Here is a 21092-nt window from a genome sequence, read left to right on the forward strand (position 1 = left end):
TGAAACAAAAACAACTTCAAATGCATTTTTTATCTCAAGATTTAGAAGATTATATTGAGCAACATTCCGAAAAAGAACCCGCTCATTTAGCTGCTTTGAGCAAAGAAACCTACCAAAAAATTCTATTACCTAGAATGCTTAGTGGTCATTTTCAAGGAAGAGTTTTGAGTATGATTTCTAAACTAATTCGTCCGAAGAATATTCTTGAAATCGGGACTTACACTGGCTACTCGGCTTTGTGTTTGTGCGAAGGAATGCAAGAAAATGGACAACTTCACACCATAGACATCAAAGAAGAATTGGTTGATTTTCAACGAAAACATTTTGACAAGTCGGCTTGGGGAAATCAAATTGTACAGCATTTAGGAGAGGCAATTGATATTATTCCGACCATTAATTTGACCTTTGACTTGGTTTTTATTGATGCCGACAAAGAAAACTACTTGAACTATTTTGAACTCATTATTCCAAAAATGAACCAAGGTGGAATTATTCTATCTGATAATGTTTTGTGGAGCGGTAAAGTTGTGGAGCCTTTGCAAAAAAATGATTTGAGTACCAAAATATTATTGGAATACAATACTTTATTAGCCAATGACCCAAGGGTAGAAACAGTTTTACTTCCCATTCGAGATGGACTTACGGTGAGCAGAGTGCTTTAAATTCCAATACCTCTTTTCAAAATACGATTCCTAGCCCAGATGGGAATGAAAATCCTTTTGGATTGAACGGTATTTTTTCTTGACTAAAAAAAGCGACTGGAAGAAGCTCTTTTTTGGTCTTAGAAAAAAACAGTTTCAAGCCAAAAGATTGTAATGGACAGCTGGATCAAGCTCCTAAAAAGAAACTGGAAAATATTTTTTTTGAAAGATTTGATACCCTTTATAGAAAACAAAACCAAAGGTAAAACCACAAAAATATCCTGTAAGAATGTCTAACGGATAGTGCAGACCTAGGTAAATTCGGCTATAGGCAAAAATTAAAGGCCATAAGAAGAGTAGTCCAAAATACCGAAACTTTTTTCGCAATACCAAAAACAAGAAGCTAGCCACCGCCATAGAATTGGCTGCGTGACCTGAGAAAAAACTAAAAGAATTTCTGGATTGCACTATGCGAATTATGGTGTTGATATCCGTATTATTGCAAGGACGCAAACGTTGCACTGTATTTTTCACCAAATTGGTTGTCTGGTCTGTAAAAGTGATTAAAACCGCAACAAAGAGCAATAAAAAAAGGGTTTGCTTGGCTCCAACTTTTTTGTAAATGATGTATAAAAGCAACAAAAAAAAGGGAGTCCAATTGACTTGCTTGGTGATGAACAACCACAAACCATCGAAGGTTGCAGAACCTAAACCATTTAAAAAAACAAACAACTGAACATCTAATGCTTCTAGCTTGTCTAACATTACATTTGTCTTTTTATAGGTCCTTCGATTTGACTACTCTCTTCAGTGATTGGTGCCTCAGAAGGTTTTCCTTCTACCGCGTTTGCTGCATTGTTGATTTCGGAAGTTAAATTATTGGCAAAACTAGTAATGGAATTGGTTGAATCGCCAAATAGATTTTGTTTGGCTTTTTCTATTTCGGTATTGATGCCTCCCGTTAAATCGGTTACTGTTTTCTGATCCAATCCGTTGGCCTCTGCCCCTTTTTGAATTTCATATTTAATATCATTTGTTGCATGTTTTAATTGTGCCATTGCTTTGCCCATAGTACGCGCAATTTCTGGCACTTTATCAGAACCGAACAACATCAAAACGATAAACATGATGAAAATTAATTCTCCTCCTCCTATTCCAAACATAAGGTTACTTTTTTGTTGCGACAAATATATTAATTTTAATACAGTTGCTTTTTAAATATTTCATAAATATAAGGGAGCTAAAGATAGACATGAACCCTCTCTTATTGCGATAGTATAAAAATAAAGGCAATCGCTATTTAATGTATGCCCTTACTAAAATCTTCTACCAGTAGTAAGTAATTCAAAATAAGCTTTATCAATCCACTCTTGATGGTCTGGATGTGCTATTTTAATCATTTCCTTAGCTCTATCTTTAAGTGTTTTACCATACAAATCTGCGATTCCGTTCTCGGTAATGATGTATTGCACATGAGATCGGGTAGATACTACTCCAGCGCCTTGCTTTAAAAAAGGTACGATCCTACTCTCTCCTTTATTGGTCACTGAAGGCAAAGCGATAATTGCTTTTCCGCCTTCGCTTAACGAAGCACCACGAACAAAATCCATTTGCCCCCCCACTCCAGAATACAGACTTCCACCAATAGAATCTGCACATACTTGGCCAGTTATATCAACTTCTATTGCCGAGTTAATAGCTACCATTTTAGGGTTGCGTCGTATTTTAGCAGTGTCATTTACATACGATGATTCTCTTAACTCAATAAAAGGATTATCATTTGCAAAATCGTATAATCGTTTAGAACCCAACATAAATGTTGACAATACACGTCCACGAGTAACGCCTTTGTAATTGCAATTGATGACATCTTTCAAAATTAAATCTATTACACCATCGGAAAACATTTCTGTATGGAGTCCTAAGTCTTTATGATTCATCAAATTGGCTAAAGCTGCATTTGGAATGGACCCAATACCTAATTGCAACGTACTTTTATCATCTATTAAGGAAGCAATATGGGCTCCAATTTTTGCTTCTAAAGGTGAAATAATGTCTTCTTCTTTTTCAAAAATAGGACAGTCCACTGCTACTAAATAATCAATCTCAGAGACATGTAAAATTCCATCTCCAAAAGTTCTAGGCATATTAGGATTGACTTGTGCAATAACGGTTTTGGCACTTTCTATAGCCGCTACAGTGGCTTCTACCGAAACCCCTAAAGAACAATAACCATGATTATCAGGAGGCGAAACGTGGATAAAAACCACATCTAGTGGAACCACTCTTTTTCGGAACAATCTCGGCAATTCACTTAAAAAAACAGGAGTATAGGATCCATTTCCTGCTGTTAACGTGTGTCTTACATTTTTGGCTATAAAAAAAGAATTCACATGAAAACTTGCAGCCAATTCTGGATTAGCATAAGGTGCTGGGCCTTCGGTATGTAAATGACAAATTTCAACATTCTTTAACTCTGAAGCTCGATCCGCTAATGCTTTTGTTAACGCATTGGGTGTTGCCCCTGCGGCATGAACATATACTCTATCATTGGATTGAACTGCTTTTACTGCTTCTTGGGCAGTGACATACTTACTCATAAATACTGCGTTTAATTCTTATAAAGGTAGTTTTTAAATCTATTATCTCAAAACACAGTGATGATTACAGCCCGATTAAAAAGGACTAAAAGCCTAATAAAAAGTTAAAAAATATTTTAATTAAAAGTAATACTATTACTTTTGTGACTATAATTACTATATTGTAATATGATCACTTTTTAAAAAATACAGCGTATGAAAACTATTATTCATTTTGTGTTGGTATTTGTATTGGGGCAACAGCTATGTTGTGGTCAAATTATTGATTCTCCTGAAACCAAAAAAGTATATACCAGTTGGGAACAAGCTATAAAAGAACCAGAAAAAGTATATCGTTTGAATTTAAGCAACCAATCTTTGAATTTAGATTCTCCAGCTTGGTCCACTTTCCAAAACCTTGAATACCTTAATCTAAGTAATGATCATTTAAAAAGATTACCTGCTGGTATATCAAAATTGAAAAAATTAAAAGTATTAGAATTGAGCGGCAATGACTTTAGCAAGGTTCCCGATGAAATTAGTGCTATTGAAAGCCTTGAAGAAGTGTACTTGAATGAATTTAAAAACATCAATTTACCACAATCCCTAGAGGCATTGGCAAAACTACCAAAACTTACTATGCTCCATTTAGAAAACAATAATTTAGAACGTTTACCTGGTGAGATTACCTTGTTAAAAAATTTAGCCCAATTGTATTTGAACCAGAACAGATTCAAAGAATTCCCAAAAGAAGTTAGAGGTTTAAAACATTTAGAGCAATTGGATCTTAAGGACAACGCTATGCCAATTCCTATGAATCCTCAAGATATGAATTTTGGATTTAGAATAAATTTCTAAATGATAGTTCTTCTGCATGAGAAATAAAATATTTTTACTACTACTGTTCCTTACCGAAATCGTATTTGCACAAAGTACAAGAATTACAGACAACAATTCGATTGGATGGTTAAACTATATGGGTACTTTCAAACTTAACTCAAAAGTAAGTCTTCACACAGAATTCCAATGGCGAAGAGATGAATGGATTAAAAACCACCAACAAAACTTACTTCGCCTTGGTGTAAATTATCAATTAGATCCCAAAGTACAATTGCGTCTGGGTTATGCTTTGGCAGAAACCTATCCTTATGGAGACATCCCAATCAACCGCTTTGGGAAAGATTTTACAGAACACCGAATGTATGAAATGGTAACACTTACTGAAAAAGTAAAAAAGGTAGAATTGTCACATCGTTTCCTACTAGAACAGCGTTGGATTGGAAGATATTCAACTGCCAATCTCTCTATAGAAGACGATTACTTATTTTCGAACCGTTTTCGATATATGTTCCGCGCACAAGTTCCTCTAAAAGGCAACACTATAAGCGACCACACACCTTATGTAGCAATTTACGATGAAATTCTGATTGGATTTGGTAATACTGTCATCGAAAACATCTTTGATCAAAATCGTTTTGGGCTGCTTTTTGGATATAAATTTAGCAGCACTTTTAAACTTGAAGCAGGATACATCAATCAAATTTTACAATTGGGTCGCGAGATAAACGGACGTAACGTTATACAACATAACAACGGATTTATCATTAATACCCTATTTAACTTTGATTTACAAAACAAATTTAAAACTATATCGAAATCCTAATTACAACATGGATAGTATTTTAAACAACCTAAAAATTCAAGTAAATAGTAAAATCTATGTAAAAGATCCTGAAACATCTACTTTAGGAAAAAAAATCATTGAACATAGTATTTTACTGATTAACGAAATTGGTTTTGAAGAATTTACCTTCAAAAAGTTGGGAGAATTAATTGGCTCCAACGAAAGTTCGATTTACCGTTATTTCGAGAACAAACACAAATTATTAGTATATTTATCTTCATGGTACTGGAGTTGGATGGAGTATCGTTTGGTATTTTTGACCAACAACATTACCAATCCTCTAGAAAAACTTACAAAAGCAATTCAAGTAGTGACTGAGAAAGTAGAAGACGACAGCGCTACTACTCATATTAATGAAAGTATTTTGAATAAAATCATTATACAAGAATTTACCAAAACCCTACACACCAAGGATGTTGATGAAGAGAACCGAGAAGGCTTCTTTTTGATATATAAGCGAGTCATAAATCGAATTGTACAAATGGTTCTAGAGGTGGATCCTGAGTATCCTTTTGCTAAAAGTTTAATTTCATCGATAATGGAAGGGGCTTCACATCAACATTTTTTGATGAATCACTTAAAAACTATCACCAATTGCAACTCAGAGGTAAGCCCATCCGATTTTTATACGCATTTAATAACGACTCTTTTAAAACGAAACTAATGACACCATTACAACGCTATTATAATTTATTGTTACTAGACAAAAAAGATGTTTACCAAATTATTTTTTATGCCATTTTTGCTGGTTTAGTGAGTTTGTCACTTCCATTGGGTATTCAGGCTATTATCAATTTTATTCAATCGGGTAGAGTAACTGTTTCCTGGGTAGTTCTTGTTGTATTTGTAGTTATCGGAGTAGCCTTAGTTGGAATTTTATCGCTAATGCAACTTAGAATCACTGAGAATTTACAACAAAAAATATTTGTTCGCTCTTCATTCGAGTTTGCAGCACGTTTACCTAGAATCAAATTTGAAGATTTATATGATAGCTACCCACCTGAATTAGCCAATCGTTTTTTTGATACAATGACAATTCAAAAAGGGACTTCAAAACTACTAATCGATTTTTCGGCGGCTTTGCTACAAATCATTTTTGGTATCATCTTACTATCGTTCTATCATCCCTACTTTATTATGTTAGGATTTTTATTGATCGTATTACTCTATTTAATCTTTAAATACTCCTATTTCATTGGACTAGAGAACAGTTTGAAAGTTTCTAAATACAAGTATAAAGTGGCGGGTTGGCTACAAGAAATGGCGCGCAACAATTACAGTTTTAGAAAAGAACGCAATTATGATTTTGCCTTACAAAAAAACGACAAATTCGCAAGTGAATACCTACACTACAGAGAATCGCTTTTTAATGTTTTGAAAAGACAGTTCAGCCATTTGATTGTTTTTAAGGTGATCATTACTGCCAGTTTACTTTCCATAGGTGGCTATTTAGTGATTTCTCAAGAAATGAATATTGGTCAGTTTGTCGCTGCCGAAATCATTATTTTATTAGTTATCAATTCTGTAGAAAAAATCATTTTAGGACTTGAAACCTTATATGATGTCTTAACTGCAGTTGAAAAAATAGGATTAGTTACCGACCTAAATATGGAGGAAGATACCAATTATGAAGCCAATAAATGTTTTCATGCTATTTCGCTTACAACGGAAGGATTGGGTATTCAATTTCCTGGAGCGGCAAAGAAAATTTTAGACAACATCAATTTGAAAATAGAACAAGGAGAACGCGTTTTTATTGATGGTAAAAATGGTTCAGGCAAAACAACCTTGATACGAATTTTGTCGGGTTTACTTCAATCTTCAGAGGGCGCTTTATATATTAATGACGATACTTTTAAGAAAATAAATCTCAAACAATATCGCTCACAAATTGGTAACATTATTCATAGTGAGACACCTTTTGAAGGGACTATCTTGGACAACATTATCTTTAATAATCCAAATTGTTCTGATGAAGATTTGAAATGGGCTTTGGATGGTGTGCAACTTAGCCCTTACATCAAAGCATTGCCAAAAGGTCTCGATACTCAAATTTTCCCTGAGGGCCAACAATTATCCTCCTCGAATGCACAAAAAATACTTTTGGCAAGGAGTATCATCAACAAACCAAAAGTATTGTTCTACGAAGATCCAACGGATGCCATGGACGAAAAAGTAGCTAATGAAATTATTGATTTTATTACCTCAGACCTAAACAAATGGACGATAATTGTATCGTCAAAAAATCCGTATTGGAAGACAAAATGCAACAGATTCCTGACTATGGAAAAAGGACAAATCATTTCGGATATAAAAAAATAAAACCATGTTAAATATTTCAGAAGGCAACAAAACCAGCTTAGAATCATTACAGCGTTATAAAACTGTAAAGGATTTAAGTAATAGAACACATTATAAAATTTTAAATAGAATCATCTGGACGGTTTCTATCCTATCGGTTATCGCGTTATTTTTACCTTGGACACAAAACATTTCGGGATCTGGAGCCGTAACGACATTAAAACCCAACCAAAGACCGCAATCCATTCAAAGTGTGATTTCTGGACGAATTGAAAAATGGTACGTTCAAGAAGGAGATTATGTAGAAAAAGGCGACACCATCATGTTCATTTCAGAGATCAAAGAAGATTATATGGATCCAAATTTGGTAGCCAATACCAAAAATCAAGTCAATGCCAAAAAACAGGCTTTACAATCGTATGGTTCAAAAGTAACCACACTTTCCTCTCAAATACAAAATATAGAAAACGAAAAAACGCTCAAATTAGAACAAGCCCAAAACAAAATCAAACAAGGTTTGTTGAAAATAAAAAGCGACTCAATTGATTTAGAAGCCGTAAAAACCCAACTCAAAATCGCCAACACTCAATTTAATCGCGCGGTACAACTGAACAAAGAAGGTTTAAAACCGCTGACCGATGTAGAGGAAAAAAGATTGAAATTACAAGAAGTTGAAGCCAAAATCATTACCCAAGAAAATAAACTTTTGACCAGTAAAAATGAGTTTATCAATGCCAAAGTGGAAGTAGGCAGAATAAATGCAGAATATGGTGAAAAGGTTGCCAAAGCACAAAGCGATCAATTTACTGCACTGAGTAATCAGTATGACACTGAGGCGCAAGTAAACAAATTAGAAAACCAATATGCCAACTACAGTATCCGTAATGGAATGTATTATATCAAAGCGGTACAAAGTGGCTATATCAACCGTGCGATACAAGCTGGAATTGGAGAAACCATCAAAGAAGGAACACCAATTGCTACCATTATGCCTTCCAACTATGATATAGCTGTAGAAACTTTTGTGAATCCTGTTGACTTGCCACTAATTAGAAAAGGAGAAAAAATCAGGGTTTGGTTTGATGGATGGCCAACTATTGTTTTTTCGGGTTGGCCCGATATGTCCTACGGAACTTTTGGTGGACAAATTGTAGCCATCGAAAATTTCATTAGTGATAATGGAAAATTCAGAGTTTTGATTGCTCCAGATCCCAACGAAGATCCTTGGCCTAAACAACTACGAGTAGGCTCTGGTGCAGAAACAATTGCGTTGTTAAACACCGTTCCTGTTTGGTTTGAAATTTGGAGAACCCTCAACGGATTCCCACCAGATTACTATAAATCAACAGCTAAACAAAAATCATCCAAAGAGAAAAAATAATGAAGAAGTTCCTACTTGTTTTCATACTATACGGTACTTTTTTACAAGCTCAAAACACTACTGCTGTTAGTCCAAGTAACGAATTCAGCTATAATGAGTTTTTGGGTTATGTTAAAAAATACCATCCTTTAGTAAAAAATGCCGATTTAGAAATCACCCGTGCTCAAGCCAATTTGATGATGGCAAGAGGTGGATTTGACCCAAAAATAGAAGTTGATTTTGACAAAAAGCAGTTCAAGGATAAAGACTATTATTCTATTTTGAATAGTAGTTTTAAAATTCCGACTTGGTATGGCATAGAAGTTAAAGCGGGTTTTGACAACAGTGAAGGAATTTACTTAAACCCACAAAATACGCTTCCTAATCAAGGATTAACCTCTTTCGGGATTAGTGTGCCGTTGGGGCAAGGTCTTTTGATTAACCAACGAATGGCTGATGTTCGCAAGGCCAAAATGCAAGTACAATTGAGCCAAGCCGAAAGAAAACTTGAAGCCATTGCGGTATTGTATGATGCTTCGGTAGCGTATTTCAACTGGAAAAGAAACTATGATGAAGTTCAGTTATACAAAGTCTATCAAAAAAATGCACAAATTCGTTTTAAAGGTATCGAATCCTTAATCCAACAAGGAGACAAACCCGCGATTGATAGCATAGAAGCAGGCATCATTGTAAAAAACCGAACGCTAAGTTTGGAGGATTCGGAATTGAAATTAGCAAAAGCCAAATTGGAGCTTTCCAACTATTTGTGGTTGGACAACAGTATTCCACTAGAACTTTCGGATGCGTTGATTCCAGAAAGTAAATTGGCTACTACGATTCAGGAAACCTTACGCACGAATGATTTGCAAAATCAAGATTTTTCGATAACCAACCATCCAAAAATCAATGCGTTGGAACGCAAAATAGATATGCTCAATGTAGACCGAAAACTCAAAGCGAATGCCTTATTACCCAAAATCGATTTGAGCTATTCGTATCTATCGGAACCCAGTTATATCGATAATTATCAATTTAATGATTATAAAATTGGAGTAAATTTTGCCTTTCCTTTGTTTTTAAGAAAAGAACGAGGTGGATTGAAATTGGCGCAATTTAAAGTACAAGAAACGCAATATGCTTTGAGTTTAGAAAGAGTCCAATTGACCAACAAAATTACGGCTCAAAAAACAGAAATCACCTCGCTTACCAAACAACGCAGTTTGATTGAGGGCTTGGTTAAAAATAATGAAACAATGCTGCAATCTGAAGAACGATTGTTTTCGTTTGGAGAAAGTTCGTTGTTCTTGATCAACACGCGTGAAAATAATTTAGTTTCGGCTCAACTGGCGGCGATTGCCTTAGAAAATCGGTTTTTGATTTCGAATTCGGAGTTGTTTAAGATTATGGCAAATCCTGATTGATTTTTTGGGAGTTAAAACATATCAGCCATAGAAGTTATGGTTAAAATTATGGGTGTTTTTGAACCATATAAGGAAATGAAGGACATATAAGAGTTAACCTAAAAGCAAAAAATGCGTGTGATTTAAACGCTAAGGTCGCAAGGGTTTACGCAAGGATTAACAAAGTCTAAAGTACCTTTTTATAAGACTAATCAATTATCCGATTGGTTGATTCCCTCCTTATTTTTTTGTTTTCTGCTACATTTACCATTTTTTGTAATTCTCTTTAACTATTATTTCTAATGGCATGGCATGTGATTGTGATGAAAAATTTTCATTCAAAACTATTTTTTTATACAAATGATTGATCGCCAAATACCCTTGCTCTTCGGGTTTTTGATGAATCAAAAAATGAATGACACCACTGTTTAAAAATTCAACATTCTGATCCAAAAGTTCATAACCTACAACACGAATTCCTTTTAATTGATGATCTTGTATGAATTTAGCAATTAAATATGCCCTTGAATTAGGAACAAAAACACCATCAATTCCTTCAAATAGTTCTTTGGTCAAAAAATGTTCCGTATCAAATCCACTTTGAATTTCGGTAAATGTAAAAAGAGACTCTTCTGTATTTTGCTCAAAATAATCATAAAACCCCTTTAACCGTTGCAAATTAACATTAGTTCTAACAGTACTTTTAATATTTCGAGTAATATTTACAATTAGAATTTTGGTGGGAATGGTACAACCAAAGCTGATGAGTTTACCTCCCAAAAATCCACTTTGATAGGAATCCTGACCTATGTAAGTGTGCCAATTAATTTCTTGCAGATTGGAATCAATCAACACCACTGGGGTTTCCTTTTTTTGGTATTTTTCTAAAAATTGAACCGACTCATCATGAAAAACAGGAGCAAAAACCAACCCATCATAATCTTCCTGTAATACTTTTTGAGCTTGATTTAAAAAAGAAACCTCGTTATCTTCAAAAAAACAAAAATCAGCGGAAACGCCAAAAATCTCAATTTCCTTTATCGCTTTTTCAATACCAATAATAGGGTAATTCCAATAGTCTATTTCTTTAACTCTTGGAATCAAAATAGCAAATTTTATTTTTTTATTCAACGCCAAATTGCTGGCCAATACGTTTTTTTTGTACCCTACTTCTTTTATAATAGCGTTTACTTTGGCAATATTCTCCTTCGAAACTTGTCCTCGATTGTGAATAATCCGGTCTACCGTGCCTACTGATACATTGGCCATCTGTGCTATTTCTTTTATAGTAACGATAAGTTTTGACTTTTAAGGATTTAGACTTTTTTTTAATTGAATTTAACTCAATTTTAAGTAAATAGATAAAAACAAATATAGAAAATTAATTTATATTTGCAATCTCCGTGTGCGCACACGAAGCAAATTAACTTAATGATATCGATTACAAATAGCCTCTACAACACTATGGGAAAAAAAATTGTTACGTTTGGAGAAATTTTATTACGATTAACCCCTCCAAGCCATTTACGCCTTACACAAGCAACCGCTTTCGACATCTATTATGGTTGTGCTGAGGCTAATGTAGCGGCTTCTTTAGCCAAATTTGGACTACCTGTAAAATTTATTACTGCAGTTCCTCCCAATGAACTTGGCGAATCCTCCATTAGCATGTTGCGTTCTTTCGGAGTTGAACCTATTCCGTTTATCCAAGGTAAACGTTTGGGAATTTATTATTTTGAACACGGAGCGTCTGAACGACCAGGAAAAGTAGTATACGATAGAGAGGATTCCTCTTTTTCAACTCTACGCAAAGGAATGATCGATTGGGAAACGCTATTTAAAGATGCTGATTGGTTTCATTGGTCAGGTATCACACCCTCCCTTTCTTTAGAATTAGCCGAACTTTGTGAAGAAGCTTTAGAAGTGGCTTCCAAAATGGGTCTAACCATTTCGGCCGATTTGAACTACCGCCCTACCCTTTGGAAATATGGTAAAGAAGCCTATGAAATAATGCCTCGTTTAGTACAACATTGTCATTTATTATTAGGCGGAGCCGATAATTCGGAACAAGTATTGGGCATTCCGACCCAAGCTGAAGATGCCGAAGATCAAGTTTTTGCTGCCTGGATGAAGCAATTTCCAAAACTCAAAACTATAGTAAGTACACATCGTATGCATGCCAATGCTTCTTCCAATGGAGTGGGCGCCTCTTTATGGAATGGCCAACAATTATTACAATCCCGTCAATACAATATTTCTCACATTATTGATCGTATAGGAGCTGGAGATGCTTTTATGGCCGGAATAATTTATGGAATAATCGCTTGGCCGGATGACCATCAAACCGCACTTGAGTTTGCAGTGGCTGCCACTTGTTTGAAACACTCCATTTCGGGAGACATCAATTTGGCCACAGTCAACGAAATTAAAGCACTCATGTCGGGGCATGGAGGCGGAAGAGTGTCACGATAATACACAATTAAAACAATAAATAAGATTATAACAATTTAAAAAACAGTACAATGGCAAAAAAAGTAGTAACATTTGGAGAAATCATGTTAAGATTAGCTCCACAAGGATTTTTAAGATTTTCTCAAGCAGACAATTTTGATGTAGTATATGGTGGTGGTGAATCGAATGTGGCTGTTTCTTTAGCAAACTTCGGAATTCCAGTTGATTTTGTAACGCGTTTACCAAAAAATGATATTGGCGAATGTGCTATGATGGAAATGCGCAAAAGAGGTGTTGGTGTAGATAAAATTGTTTGGGGTGGTGACCGTTTAGGGATTTACTTTTTAGAAACTGGAGCTGTATCCAGAGGTAGTAAAGTAGTATATGACAGAGCGCATTCTTCTATGTCTGATATCCAACCTGGTATGGTAAATTGGGAAGAAGTATTTCAAGGAGTAGAATGGTTCCACTGGACAGGAATTACTCCAGCTATCTCTCAAAGTTCTGCAGATGCTTGTTTAGAAGCTGTTAAAGCAGCTAGCAAACTAGGAATCACAATTTCAACCGATTTGAATTACCGTGCGAAATTATGGAAATATGGTGGAGATCGTGAAGCGATCATGACTGAATTAACTTCTTATTGTGATGTGATTTTAGGAAATGAAGAAGATGCTGAAATGCACTTTGGTATCAAACCAGAAGGTTTAGCGGTTCAAACACACGGACACGATGTAAAAGCAGAAGCATTCTTATCGGTTTGCCAACAAATGATGGCTAAATTCCCAAAAGCTAAAAAAGTGATCACGACACTTAGAGGTTCTATCTCGGCTTCTCACAACACTTGGGCTGGAGTTTTATATGATGGAAAACAAATGTTGCAAACACGTCAATACCAAATTACTGATATTGTTGACCGTGTAGGAGGTGGAGATTCTTTCATGGGTGGATTAATCTACGGATTGTTAACTTACCCAGACGATGACCAAAATGCATTAGACTTTGCAGTAGCTGCTTCTTGTTTGAAACACACCATTAAAGGAGATGCTAACTTAGTAACTGTTGATGAAGTAGCCAAACTTATGGGAGGTGATGCTTCTGGTAGAGTAGCAAGATAATCTAGAAACCATGATTATAGATTCTTTAAAAAACGCAGCAAAATACACTAGCTTGCACCCTTTGTTTGCTCAAGCATTTGATTATATTCATCAAAATGATATTGCAACAATGGCTGACGGAACCACTACCATTGCCGAAGGACTAAAAGTAATTGTAAATACTGCTCAAGGCAAAAAAGCCGAAACTAGTTTGGCAAAGTTTGAATGTCATGATCAAAATATCGATATTCAAATTTGTGTGAGAGGCAAAGAAACCATTGCTTGGATTCCAAGAGAGAAGTGTTCTATTCCCAATGGTGAGTACAATCCTGAAAAAGATGTGCGCTTTTTCCACGACAAACCCGATATGTTTTTTGACTTAACCGATGCACAGTTTGTGATTTTCTTTCCAGAAGATGTTCACGCACCGATGATAGGTGAAGGAGAAATTAAAAAAATAGTAATCAAAGTAAAAATATAATCCGAATGAGCAATATTCAAAAAGTTACCAATGCAATTAAAGAGCAAGGAATGTTACCGTTGTACTTTAATGCAGACGAAAACGTAACAATCGAAATCCTAAGAACCATATACAAAGCAGGAATCAAAGCAGTAGAATATACCAGCCGTGGAGAAGCAGCATTGAGCAATTTCACTAAGATGATTGAAGTGCGAAATACTGAAATGCCTGATATGTTGTTAGGTATTGGAACAATCAAAAACCTGCAACAAGCCAAAGACTATTTGGCAGTGGGTGCTGATTTCTTTATTAGCCCAGGGTTTGTTCCTGAAGTAGCCGAATTTTTAATTCCTAAGGACATTTTATACAGCCCAGGTTGTATGACCCCTACCGAAATTATTGCTGCCGAAAATGCTGGTGTTACCTTTATTAAATTATTTCCTGGCAACATGTTAGGACCTGATTTCTTAAGCGGTATTAAAGATATTTTCCCAAAGTTAGTGTTCATGCCAACAGGTGGCGTTGACACAACCAAAGAAAACATCGAAGGATGGTTTAAAGCTGGTGTATCCGCAGTGGGAATGGGTAGCAAATTGATTAGCAAAAAATTAATGGCTGATCAAGATTATGCTACTATTGAAGCCGAAACCAAAAAAGTATTGGCTTTGATTCACACGATTCAATAATCAGATGTAGTAATGGTTTTGTATTTGTATTGTATTTAGTATTCAATTGAAAACATATGGCTTTTTTCTTAAAAAGTCAGTTGTAGTACAACCATTTTATTCTATTTTTTAAGTAAAAATGATCGCTATTTTTGGCGATCATTTTTTTTCTTGTTTTTAAAAAAAGGAAATTACTCTTTTTTAGCAATTAGTAGATTGATTACCTTCCATTTCAGTTGATCAAAACATGGAAGTACAAATTAAGGAGGCCATTAGCAAATATGGAAATTCATTAACTACAATCAGAGCAATAATTCAATGAAATAAATGAACAACCCTACAATTCCACCAACAAGAGTTCCGTTAATTCTGATAAACTGTAAATCTTTCCCAACCTGTAGTTCTAACTTTTCAGATACTTCGGCAGCATCCCAACTTTTAACCGTAGAAGCAATCAATTCGCCAATAGCATGCTTATTTTTGATTAACACCTCCAAAACATCATGTTTAACAAAAAGATTTATTTTTTCTCTCATCAAAAAATCTGAAGCTATATTTTTTCCAAATTGCTGAAGCAAACTCACTATACTTGTTTGAATCAAAGAAGCATCACCTTTGGCAATATCTTCGGTAATTCCTTTTTTTACCTCGTCCCAAATTCCTATCAAGTAGGATTGTACTTCTTCTTTTTGAACAAAATCTAAGACCGTATCATTAACTTTTTTTTGCAATTCAGGCATGGTTTGTAGCTCCATTACAAATTCCTGAATATAGGAATCGATGCGTTCTCGAACTTTACTTTCAGGGTAACTGGCTTGTTCTAAAAACTCATACAATCCATTAAAAATGGCAGTAGTAATTTTTTTATCTGCTAGTCCAAATGTCAAAAAAGGAGTGGACTTTTTTACTTTCTCCTCAATAACATCTTTATTGTTTTGCAATTCAACCAATAAAGTTTTCAAAACATTTGTAACCAACTGTTGTTGTTTTTTGCTTTTAGACAAAGCTTCCAAGCCTATTGCAATCCATTGGCTAAAATTGATGGTACGCACCCTTTTTTGAAATTGCTCTTGAACAAATCTTTGAATTTCGACATCATCAATACTTTTTAAAATCGAAGGCAAAACATGTTCAACAATTAGACTACCTACCATCAAAGCATTTTTTTGCTCAGCCAACCAATGTGCTGCTTTTAATCCAGGATTGAATTGATCTACTTTGAGTTCCAAATTCTTTTTCACCAAAAATTCTTCCGAAACAAAACTCCCTAAGTTATCGCCAATTTTGTCTTTTTTATTTGGGATAATGGCCGTATGTGGAATAGGAATACCTAGAGGATGTTTAAACAAAGCCACTACCGCAAACCAATCGGCTATTCCACCTACCATAGCTGCTTCACCGAAAGCCTTTAGAGGACCGCAGTTTAAAAAGAGGCCTAGCAAATAAAGCACAAAAGCAATTCCTAAAACCACTAAAGCAAATCGTTTCATTTTGAACACCTCTTTTTCATTTAGATTTTTTTGGTTATCCATAGCGCTAGTATTAACAACTTTTAGCTAAGTTATTGTTTTTTTCTTGTTGATTTACAAGCAAAATGAGCATGTCAATCAGTAGCTTAAATTCCATAGGTACATCCTATTTTAAACTTGAATTAAAGAAAAAGTTCAATCGATAAATTATTTTAAAAGTCGTACTTTTGCCCACTGAAAATTTAGCTGCTATGATTATTGTAAAATCAAGAGAAGAAATTGAATTGATGCGCGAAAGTGCTTTGATTGTTTCCAAAACGTTAGGAATGATTGCCTCCGAGATTAAAGAAGGAGTGACTACTTTATATTTAGACAAATTGGCCGAAGCATTCATTCGCGACCACGGTGCAGTACCGAGTTTCTTGGGATTGTACGGTTTCCCGAATTCGTTGTGTATGAGCCCAAATTCTCAGGTAGTACACGGTATCCCGAACAACAAACCGCTAGAAAGTGGGGATGTGATTTCGGTGGATTGCGGGGCTTTCAAAAATGGATTTCATGGGGATCACGCTTACTCTTTTGAGATTGGCGAAGTAGCACCTGAAACGAAAAAATTATTGCAAGTTACCAAAGAATCATTATATGTTGGAATTCGTGAATTCCGATTAGGCAATCGCGTGGAAGATGTAGGAAATGCGATTCAGAAATATACCGAAGCCCACGGTTATGGCGTGGTTCGTGAATTAGTAGGTCACGGTTTAGGGCAGAAAATGCACGAAGATCCTGAAATGCCAAACTACGGCAAGAGAGGTCGCGGTAAACTTTTTGTAGAAGGTATGGTGGTGGCCATAGAACCGATGATCAATATGGGAACCAAAAACATCAAACAACACAAAGACGGCTGGACCATCACTACTGCCGATGGAAAACCAAGTGCTCACTTTGAACACGATGTAGCCATCATTGATGGAAAACCTGAAATTTTATCGACTTTCAAATACATTTACAAAGCATTAGGCATTGAAAGCGATGAAGAAGAGGAGTTTAGAAAGGTGCCTTTGGTGGTGTAAACACTAATTGCACGAATTTGAATTAAGACAATATCTACTGCGATTGCTAATCAATTATAATTCAAAAATTTCAAAAAATAATATAAAACGATTCATAAACACCGCTAGAGAATTCTAAATCTTTGTGAATCTTAGTGTAACAACTATGAAAAGACTTTTCAAAACCGTACTCAATACCATTCCGCGTCCATTATTAATTCGTTTGAGTTATGTGGCGCGACCCATCATTGCTTATACCTTAAAAGGTGACAAATTTACGGACCCAATTGATGGCAAAAGCTTTAAATCGATGTTGCCTTACGGATACGAAACGCAACGCAATAACGTGCTTTCTCCAAGTACGCTTTCGCTAGAAAGACACCGCTTGTTGTGGTTGTACCTCAACGAGCAAACGGACTTTTTTACAGCACCAAAAAAAGTCTTGCATTTTGCTCCTGAACAAGCTTTTTACAAATTGTTTCGCAAACAAAAAAACTTGGACTACACCACAACCGATTTGTTTTCGCCTTTGGCAGATGTAAAAGCAGACATTTGCAATTTGCCGTTTGAAGACAATCAATACGATGTGATTTTGTGTAACCACGTTTTGGAGCACATCCCAGACGATACCAAAGCGATGCAGGAATTGTACCGCGTGTTGAAACCTGGTGGAATGGCTATTTTACAAATTCCGCAAGACTTAAATCGTGAAGTGACCTTTGCGGATGACTCGATTACCGACCAAAAAGAACGCGCCAAAATATTTGGACAATACGACCATGTACGCATTTATGGGCGTGACTATTTTGACAAATTAAGAAGCATCGGTTTTACTGTAATCGAAGAAGATTATACCCGCAAAATTGCTCCTGAATTGGTAGAAAAATACTGTTTGGCCAAAGGCGAAATTATCCCGGTTTGTTATAAATAAAACTTTGACAAATCAACACGAATGTCACGAATTAGCACGAATTGTTTTGGTGTAATTTGAGTTAGTTTACCATCAATCACAAATAAACTTTTGGAACCCGAAAATCATTTCCAGTTTTGCTTTGACATCAGTTTCGAAGCGAGACTCAATTACTATATTCCTACTGCCTATGTAGTTGGGCATACGGATACCATTACCTATTTAGAAAAAAAAGCCAGTCCAGAAGTCCTTCAAAGTATGGGGATAACTCTGGGAAACTTGGATGCTGCAACACAAAAAATAGTATCGCTTTGTGAAGTACTCCAACCTGAAGCCTTGTTTAAGAAATACCGAACTAAATCCAAATCGGCCAAAACTATTGAAGATTTACTGAAGGATGAAAAGTTAAAATTAGGTATTGAGCAATTTATAAAAATAAGCTTAGCGCAATTTTATACTTTAGTACAAGAGAACGATTTCCCTCTTTCGTTGAACTTGGGGAAAGAAAAAGATTTTCGTATCAGCCGAATCAGCACTCAAAATCAAGCTTTGGGCACCGAACTGCATTTTGACAAACACGACAACGGGATTTCGTACACCTTACAACTGAAAGATGCTGATACTACATTTTACCCCTCGAATACTAAAATTACACTTTTATTAGACGAGCCGGCTTGGGTTGTGGCACATCATAAACTGTATCAACTACAAGACATTAATTCTAAAAAAATCACGCCTTTTTTGTCCAAAAAAGTAGTGGAAATCCCCTCAAAATTAGTGCCCGATTATTTTGAAAAGTTTATCAAAGACATAGCCAAAAAAGTAGACATTACGGCTACAGGATTTGAGGTCATTACTCGCGAAACCATACACCATTGTAGCCTACAATTGGTCTATGACTTTTTCAAAAACAGCTATTATATTGGGCTTTTATTTGATTATGACGGCTATGTGTTTGATGCCACCAAACCCAAAAACACTCATTCAGAAATCGACCTGAAGGATTTGAACAACATCCAATTGGTACAATTCAAACGAACGGATGCCGAACTCACCTATAACGAGGCCTTATTGGATTTGGGACTAAGTAAAAACGAGAATAATTTGTTTTGGTTGAACGAAAATACAGCCAATCAAGACCCATATGTTAGTATTCAATGGGCTATCGAAAATAAAGAAAAGCTAGAATCCTTAGGTTTTTCATTAGAAAATTTAAAAATAGACGGAAAGAAAATCGATAGCAATACCGTAACGATTGCATTCTCCAACACCATTCAAAACGACTGGTTTGACATCAAAATGACGGTGGTTTGTGATGATTTTGAATTTAATTTCAGCGAGTTAATTCCGAATATAAAAAACAAAAATCGCTTGTTTGCCTTGCCCAACGGAAATTACTTTTTGATTCCGTCAGAATGGATGACGCGCTACAGTGCGATGGCAAAATTAGCCAAAATCAAAAATGGAAATCTTGCGGTGCTCAAAAGTAATTTTGCGGTTTTTGAAGACATTCCGCAGTTGAAACAGTCCTTGCACGTGAAGGAATCTATTCAATACCAACCTTCGCCTTTGGTTAAAGCCACCTTACGACCGTATCAAATAGAAGGCGTACAATGGCTTTTGGAAAATTACAACAACGGATTAGGTGCTTGCCTAGCCGATGATATGGGATTGGGAAAAACATTGCAAACCTTATCCACGCTGGTCGCGGTACAAGAAAAACTAGAAATTGAAAAAGCCGAAAACATTCAGCTCGATTTGTTTGGCAATGAAATTCCTGTAGCCAAAGAATACTTAAAAGCGTTAATTGTGCTTCCCTCCTCTTTGGTGTTCAATTGGTACAATGAAGCTAGAAAATTTACGCCTCACTTTCGAAGAATTCAGTATGTAGGTCAAGACCGAAAATTACTATCTAAAAAATTAGAAAAATACGACTTGATCTTTACCAGTTATGCGGTGGTAGCGAGAGATTTTTCGATTTTAGAAAAATACCATTTTCGCTATTTGATTTTGGACGAAAGTCATTACATCAAAAACAAAAATTCGAAAATCTTTAAAGCGATTAATCAACTGCAAACCACTCATAAAATCTCGTTGAGCGGAACGCCGATAGAAAATTCATTAGACGATTTGTGGTCACAAATGCAATTTATCAATCCGAATATTTTGGGGAGTTATGCTTTTTTTACTGAACATTACAAATTTCCGATTGAGAAAAAACAAGACGAAAACAGTCTGGCAGAACTCAAAACCTTAGTGAGTCCTTTTATTTTAAGACGTACCAAAGAGCAAGTTTTAAAAGACTTACCCGAACTCTCGGAGCAAGTATTCTATTGCGAAATGGAACCCGAACAAGAGAAATTATACGAAGAAGAAAAGTCGAAAGCGAGAAACGCCCTTTTAAAAACAGATGGTTCTGGCATTGACAAAATCAATATTATCAATACGTTGATGCGTTTGAGACAATTGAGCAATCACCCAAAAATGGTCGATGCTAAGTCTGAAATGGATTCTGGAAAATATATGGCAGTGACGCGTTATTTGGAAACCTTGGTACAGTCGAATCAAAAAACGATAGTATTCAGTTCGTTTGTGTCGAATCTGGAATTTTATAAAAAATGGAGCATCGAAAACAATATTGATTTTTGCGAACTCACTGGCGCTACCCCACAAAAAGAACGCGCCTATCAAGTCCAGAAATTCCAAGAGCAAGAGCGCACAAAATTGTTTTTCATTTCCTTAAAAGCCGGTGGCGTGGGGCTCAACATTACCAAAGCGTCTTATGTTTTGTTTTTGGATCCTTGGTGGAATCCTTTTGCCGAAAAGCAAGGTATCGGTCGTGCCCATCGCATTGGACAGTTGAACAAAGTAAATGTAATTCGATTCATCACTAAAAATACTGTAGAAGAAAAAATCATTCGTTTGCAGGAAAACAAAAAACTGCTTTCGGATGCATTACTTGATGAACAGCACATCAGCCCAGAACTTGAAGAAAATTTAGATTTTATTTTAACCTAAAAAAACCTGCT

General features: G+C 35.6%; 19 protein-coding genes. 14 read left to right on the plus strand and 5 right to left on the minus strand.

Annotated elements, in window-relative coordinates:
- The first annotated feature begins 20 nt into the window (after positions 1-20).
- Positions 21-662 (plus strand): O-methyltransferase, encoded by a 642-nt coding sequence (locus ACSVH5_RS06740; protein ID WP_438060681.1) that lies wholly within the window; start codon positions 21-23, stop codon positions 660-662.
- Positions 663-836: 174 nt separating this feature from the next.
- Here the strand turns inward: ACSVH5_RS06740 and ACSVH5_RS06745 are convergent, their stop codons facing one another.
- The 3 genes from ACSVH5_RS06745 to ACSVH5_RS06755 form a co-directional block, all read right to left on the minus strand.
- Complete coding sequence (locus ACSVH5_RS06745) at positions 837-1406, minus strand: phosphatase PAP2 family protein (protein ID WP_438060682.1); 570 nt, start codon at positions 1404-1406, stop codon at positions 837-839.
- Positions 1406-1804: a Sec-independent protein translocase subunit TatA/TatB gene (locus ACSVH5_RS06750; RefSeq protein ID WP_438060683.1), complete on the minus strand. Its 399-nt coding sequence runs from the start codon at positions 1802-1804 to the stop codon at positions 1406-1408. The genes ACSVH5_RS06745 and ACSVH5_RS06750 overlap by 1 nt, the downstream gene beginning before the upstream one ends.
- A 153-nt stretch (positions 1805-1957) precedes the next feature.
- A complete protein-coding gene (locus ACSVH5_RS06755) occupies positions 1958-3241 on the minus strand; it encodes an acetyl-CoA hydrolase/transferase family protein (RefSeq protein WP_438060684.1) in 1284 nt (427 codons plus the stop codon).
- Positions 3242-3436: 195 nt separating this feature from the next.
- On the opposite strand from ACSVH5_RS06755, the gene ACSVH5_RS06760 reads away from it, so the two are divergent.
- From ACSVH5_RS06760 to ACSVH5_RS06785, 6 genes are read left to right on the plus strand one after another with little or no spacing between them, the layout of a single operon-like run.
- Entirely contained in the window at positions 3437-4078 is a 642-nt protein-coding gene (locus tag ACSVH5_RS06760; RefSeq protein WP_438060685.1) for a leucine-rich repeat domain-containing protein, read from the plus strand.
- A gap of 16 nt (positions 4079-4094) precedes the next feature.
- The gene (locus ACSVH5_RS06765) at positions 4095-4883 is read left to right on the plus strand and encodes a DUF2490 domain-containing protein (RefSeq protein ID WP_438060686.1); all 789 of its coding nucleotides are present in this window, start codon (positions 4095-4097) and stop codon (positions 4881-4883) included.
- Positions 4884-4890: 7 nt separating this feature from the next.
- Complete coding sequence (locus ACSVH5_RS06770; protein ID WP_438060687.1) at positions 4891-5568, plus strand: TetR/AcrR family transcriptional regulator; 678 nt, start codon at positions 4891-4893, stop codon at positions 5566-5568.
- The gene (locus ACSVH5_RS06775; protein ID WP_438060688.1) at positions 5568-7226 is read left to right on the plus strand and encodes a peptidase domain-containing ABC transporter; all 1659 of its coding nucleotides are present in this window, start codon (positions 5568-5570) and stop codon (positions 7224-7226) included. The genes ACSVH5_RS06770 and ACSVH5_RS06775 overlap by 1 nt, the downstream gene beginning before the upstream one ends.
- Positions 7227-7230: 4 nt before the next feature.
- Positions 7231-8586 (plus strand): HlyD family secretion protein, encoded by a 1356-nt coding sequence (locus ACSVH5_RS06780; protein WP_438060689.1) that lies wholly within the window; start codon positions 7231-7233, stop codon positions 8584-8586.
- Positions 8586-9986, plus strand: a complete 1401-nt coding sequence (locus ACSVH5_RS06785) for a TolC family protein (RefSeq protein ID WP_438060690.1) — start codon at positions 8586-8588, stop codon at positions 9984-9986. Before ACSVH5_RS06780 ends, ACSVH5_RS06785 begins: the two co-directional genes overlap by 1 nt.
- Positions 9987-10229: 243 nt before the next feature.
- Here ACSVH5_RS06785 and ACSVH5_RS06790 read toward each other — a convergent pair whose 3' ends face one another.
- A complete protein-coding gene (locus ACSVH5_RS06790) occupies positions 10230-11261 on the minus strand; it encodes a substrate-binding domain-containing protein (protein ID WP_438060893.1) in 1032 nt (343 codons plus the stop codon).
- A 168-nt stretch (positions 11262-11429) separates the two neighbouring features.
- On the opposite strand from ACSVH5_RS06790, the gene ACSVH5_RS06795 reads away from it, so the two are divergent.
- The 4 genes from ACSVH5_RS06795 to ACSVH5_RS06810 are packed head-to-tail and all read left to right on the plus strand — an operon-like array spanning position 11430 to position 14656.
- Complete coding sequence (locus tag ACSVH5_RS06795; protein ID WP_438060691.1) at positions 11430-12437, plus strand: PfkB family carbohydrate kinase; 1008 nt, start codon at positions 11430-11432, stop codon at positions 12435-12437.
- A gap of 50 nt (positions 12438-12487) precedes the next feature.
- Entirely contained in the window at positions 12488-13531 is a 1044-nt protein-coding gene (locus tag ACSVH5_RS06800) for a PfkB family carbohydrate kinase (RefSeq protein ID WP_438060692.1), read from the plus strand.
- A 10-nt stretch (positions 13532-13541) separates the two neighbouring features.
- Complete coding sequence (locus ACSVH5_RS06805) at positions 13542-13991, plus strand: YhcH/YjgK/YiaL family protein (protein ID WP_438060693.1); 450 nt, start codon at positions 13542-13544, stop codon at positions 13989-13991.
- 5 nt (positions 13992-13996) lie between these two features.
- On the plus strand, positions 13997-14656 hold the full coding sequence (locus ACSVH5_RS06810) for a bifunctional 4-hydroxy-2-oxoglutarate aldolase/2-dehydro-3-deoxy-phosphogluconate aldolase (RefSeq protein ID WP_438060694.1): 660 nt from the start codon (positions 13997-13999) through the stop codon (positions 14654-14656).
- A 281-nt stretch (positions 14657-14937) separates the two neighbouring features.
- Here the strand turns inward: ACSVH5_RS06810 and ACSVH5_RS06815 are convergent, their stop codons facing one another.
- A complete protein-coding gene (locus ACSVH5_RS06815; protein WP_438060695.1) occupies positions 14938-16167 on the minus strand; it encodes a DUF445 domain-containing protein in 1230 nt (409 codons plus the stop codon).
- Positions 16168-16355: 188 nt separating this feature from the next.
- Between ACSVH5_RS06815 and map the strand changes: the two genes are divergently transcribed.
- The 3 genes from map to ACSVH5_RS06830 all read left to right on the plus strand — a co-directional run bounded on the left by map (position 16356) and on the right by ACSVH5_RS06830 (position 21081).
- Entirely contained in the window at positions 16356-17174 is an 819-nt protein-coding gene (map, locus tag ACSVH5_RS06820; protein ID WP_438060696.1) for a type I methionyl aminopeptidase, read from the plus strand.
- 145 nt (positions 17175-17319) lie between these two features.
- Positions 17320-18084 (plus strand): class I SAM-dependent methyltransferase, encoded by a 765-nt coding sequence (locus ACSVH5_RS06825; RefSeq protein WP_438060697.1) that lies wholly within the window; start codon positions 17320-17322, stop codon positions 18082-18084.
- A gap of 90 nt (positions 18085-18174) precedes the next feature.
- Positions 18175-21081 carry a DEAD/DEAH box helicase gene (locus ACSVH5_RS06830; protein ID WP_438060698.1) on the plus strand — a complete coding sequence of 969 codons (2907 nt, stop codon included), beginning with the start codon at positions 18175-18177 and terminating at the stop codon, positions 21079-21081.
- Positions 21082-21092 lie beyond the last annotated feature (11 nt).

The sequence above is a fragment of the Flavobacterium sp. RSSA_27 genome, assembly GCF_051547125.1.
GTDB lineage: Bacteria > Bacteroidota > Bacteroidia > Flavobacteriales > Flavobacteriaceae > Flavobacterium.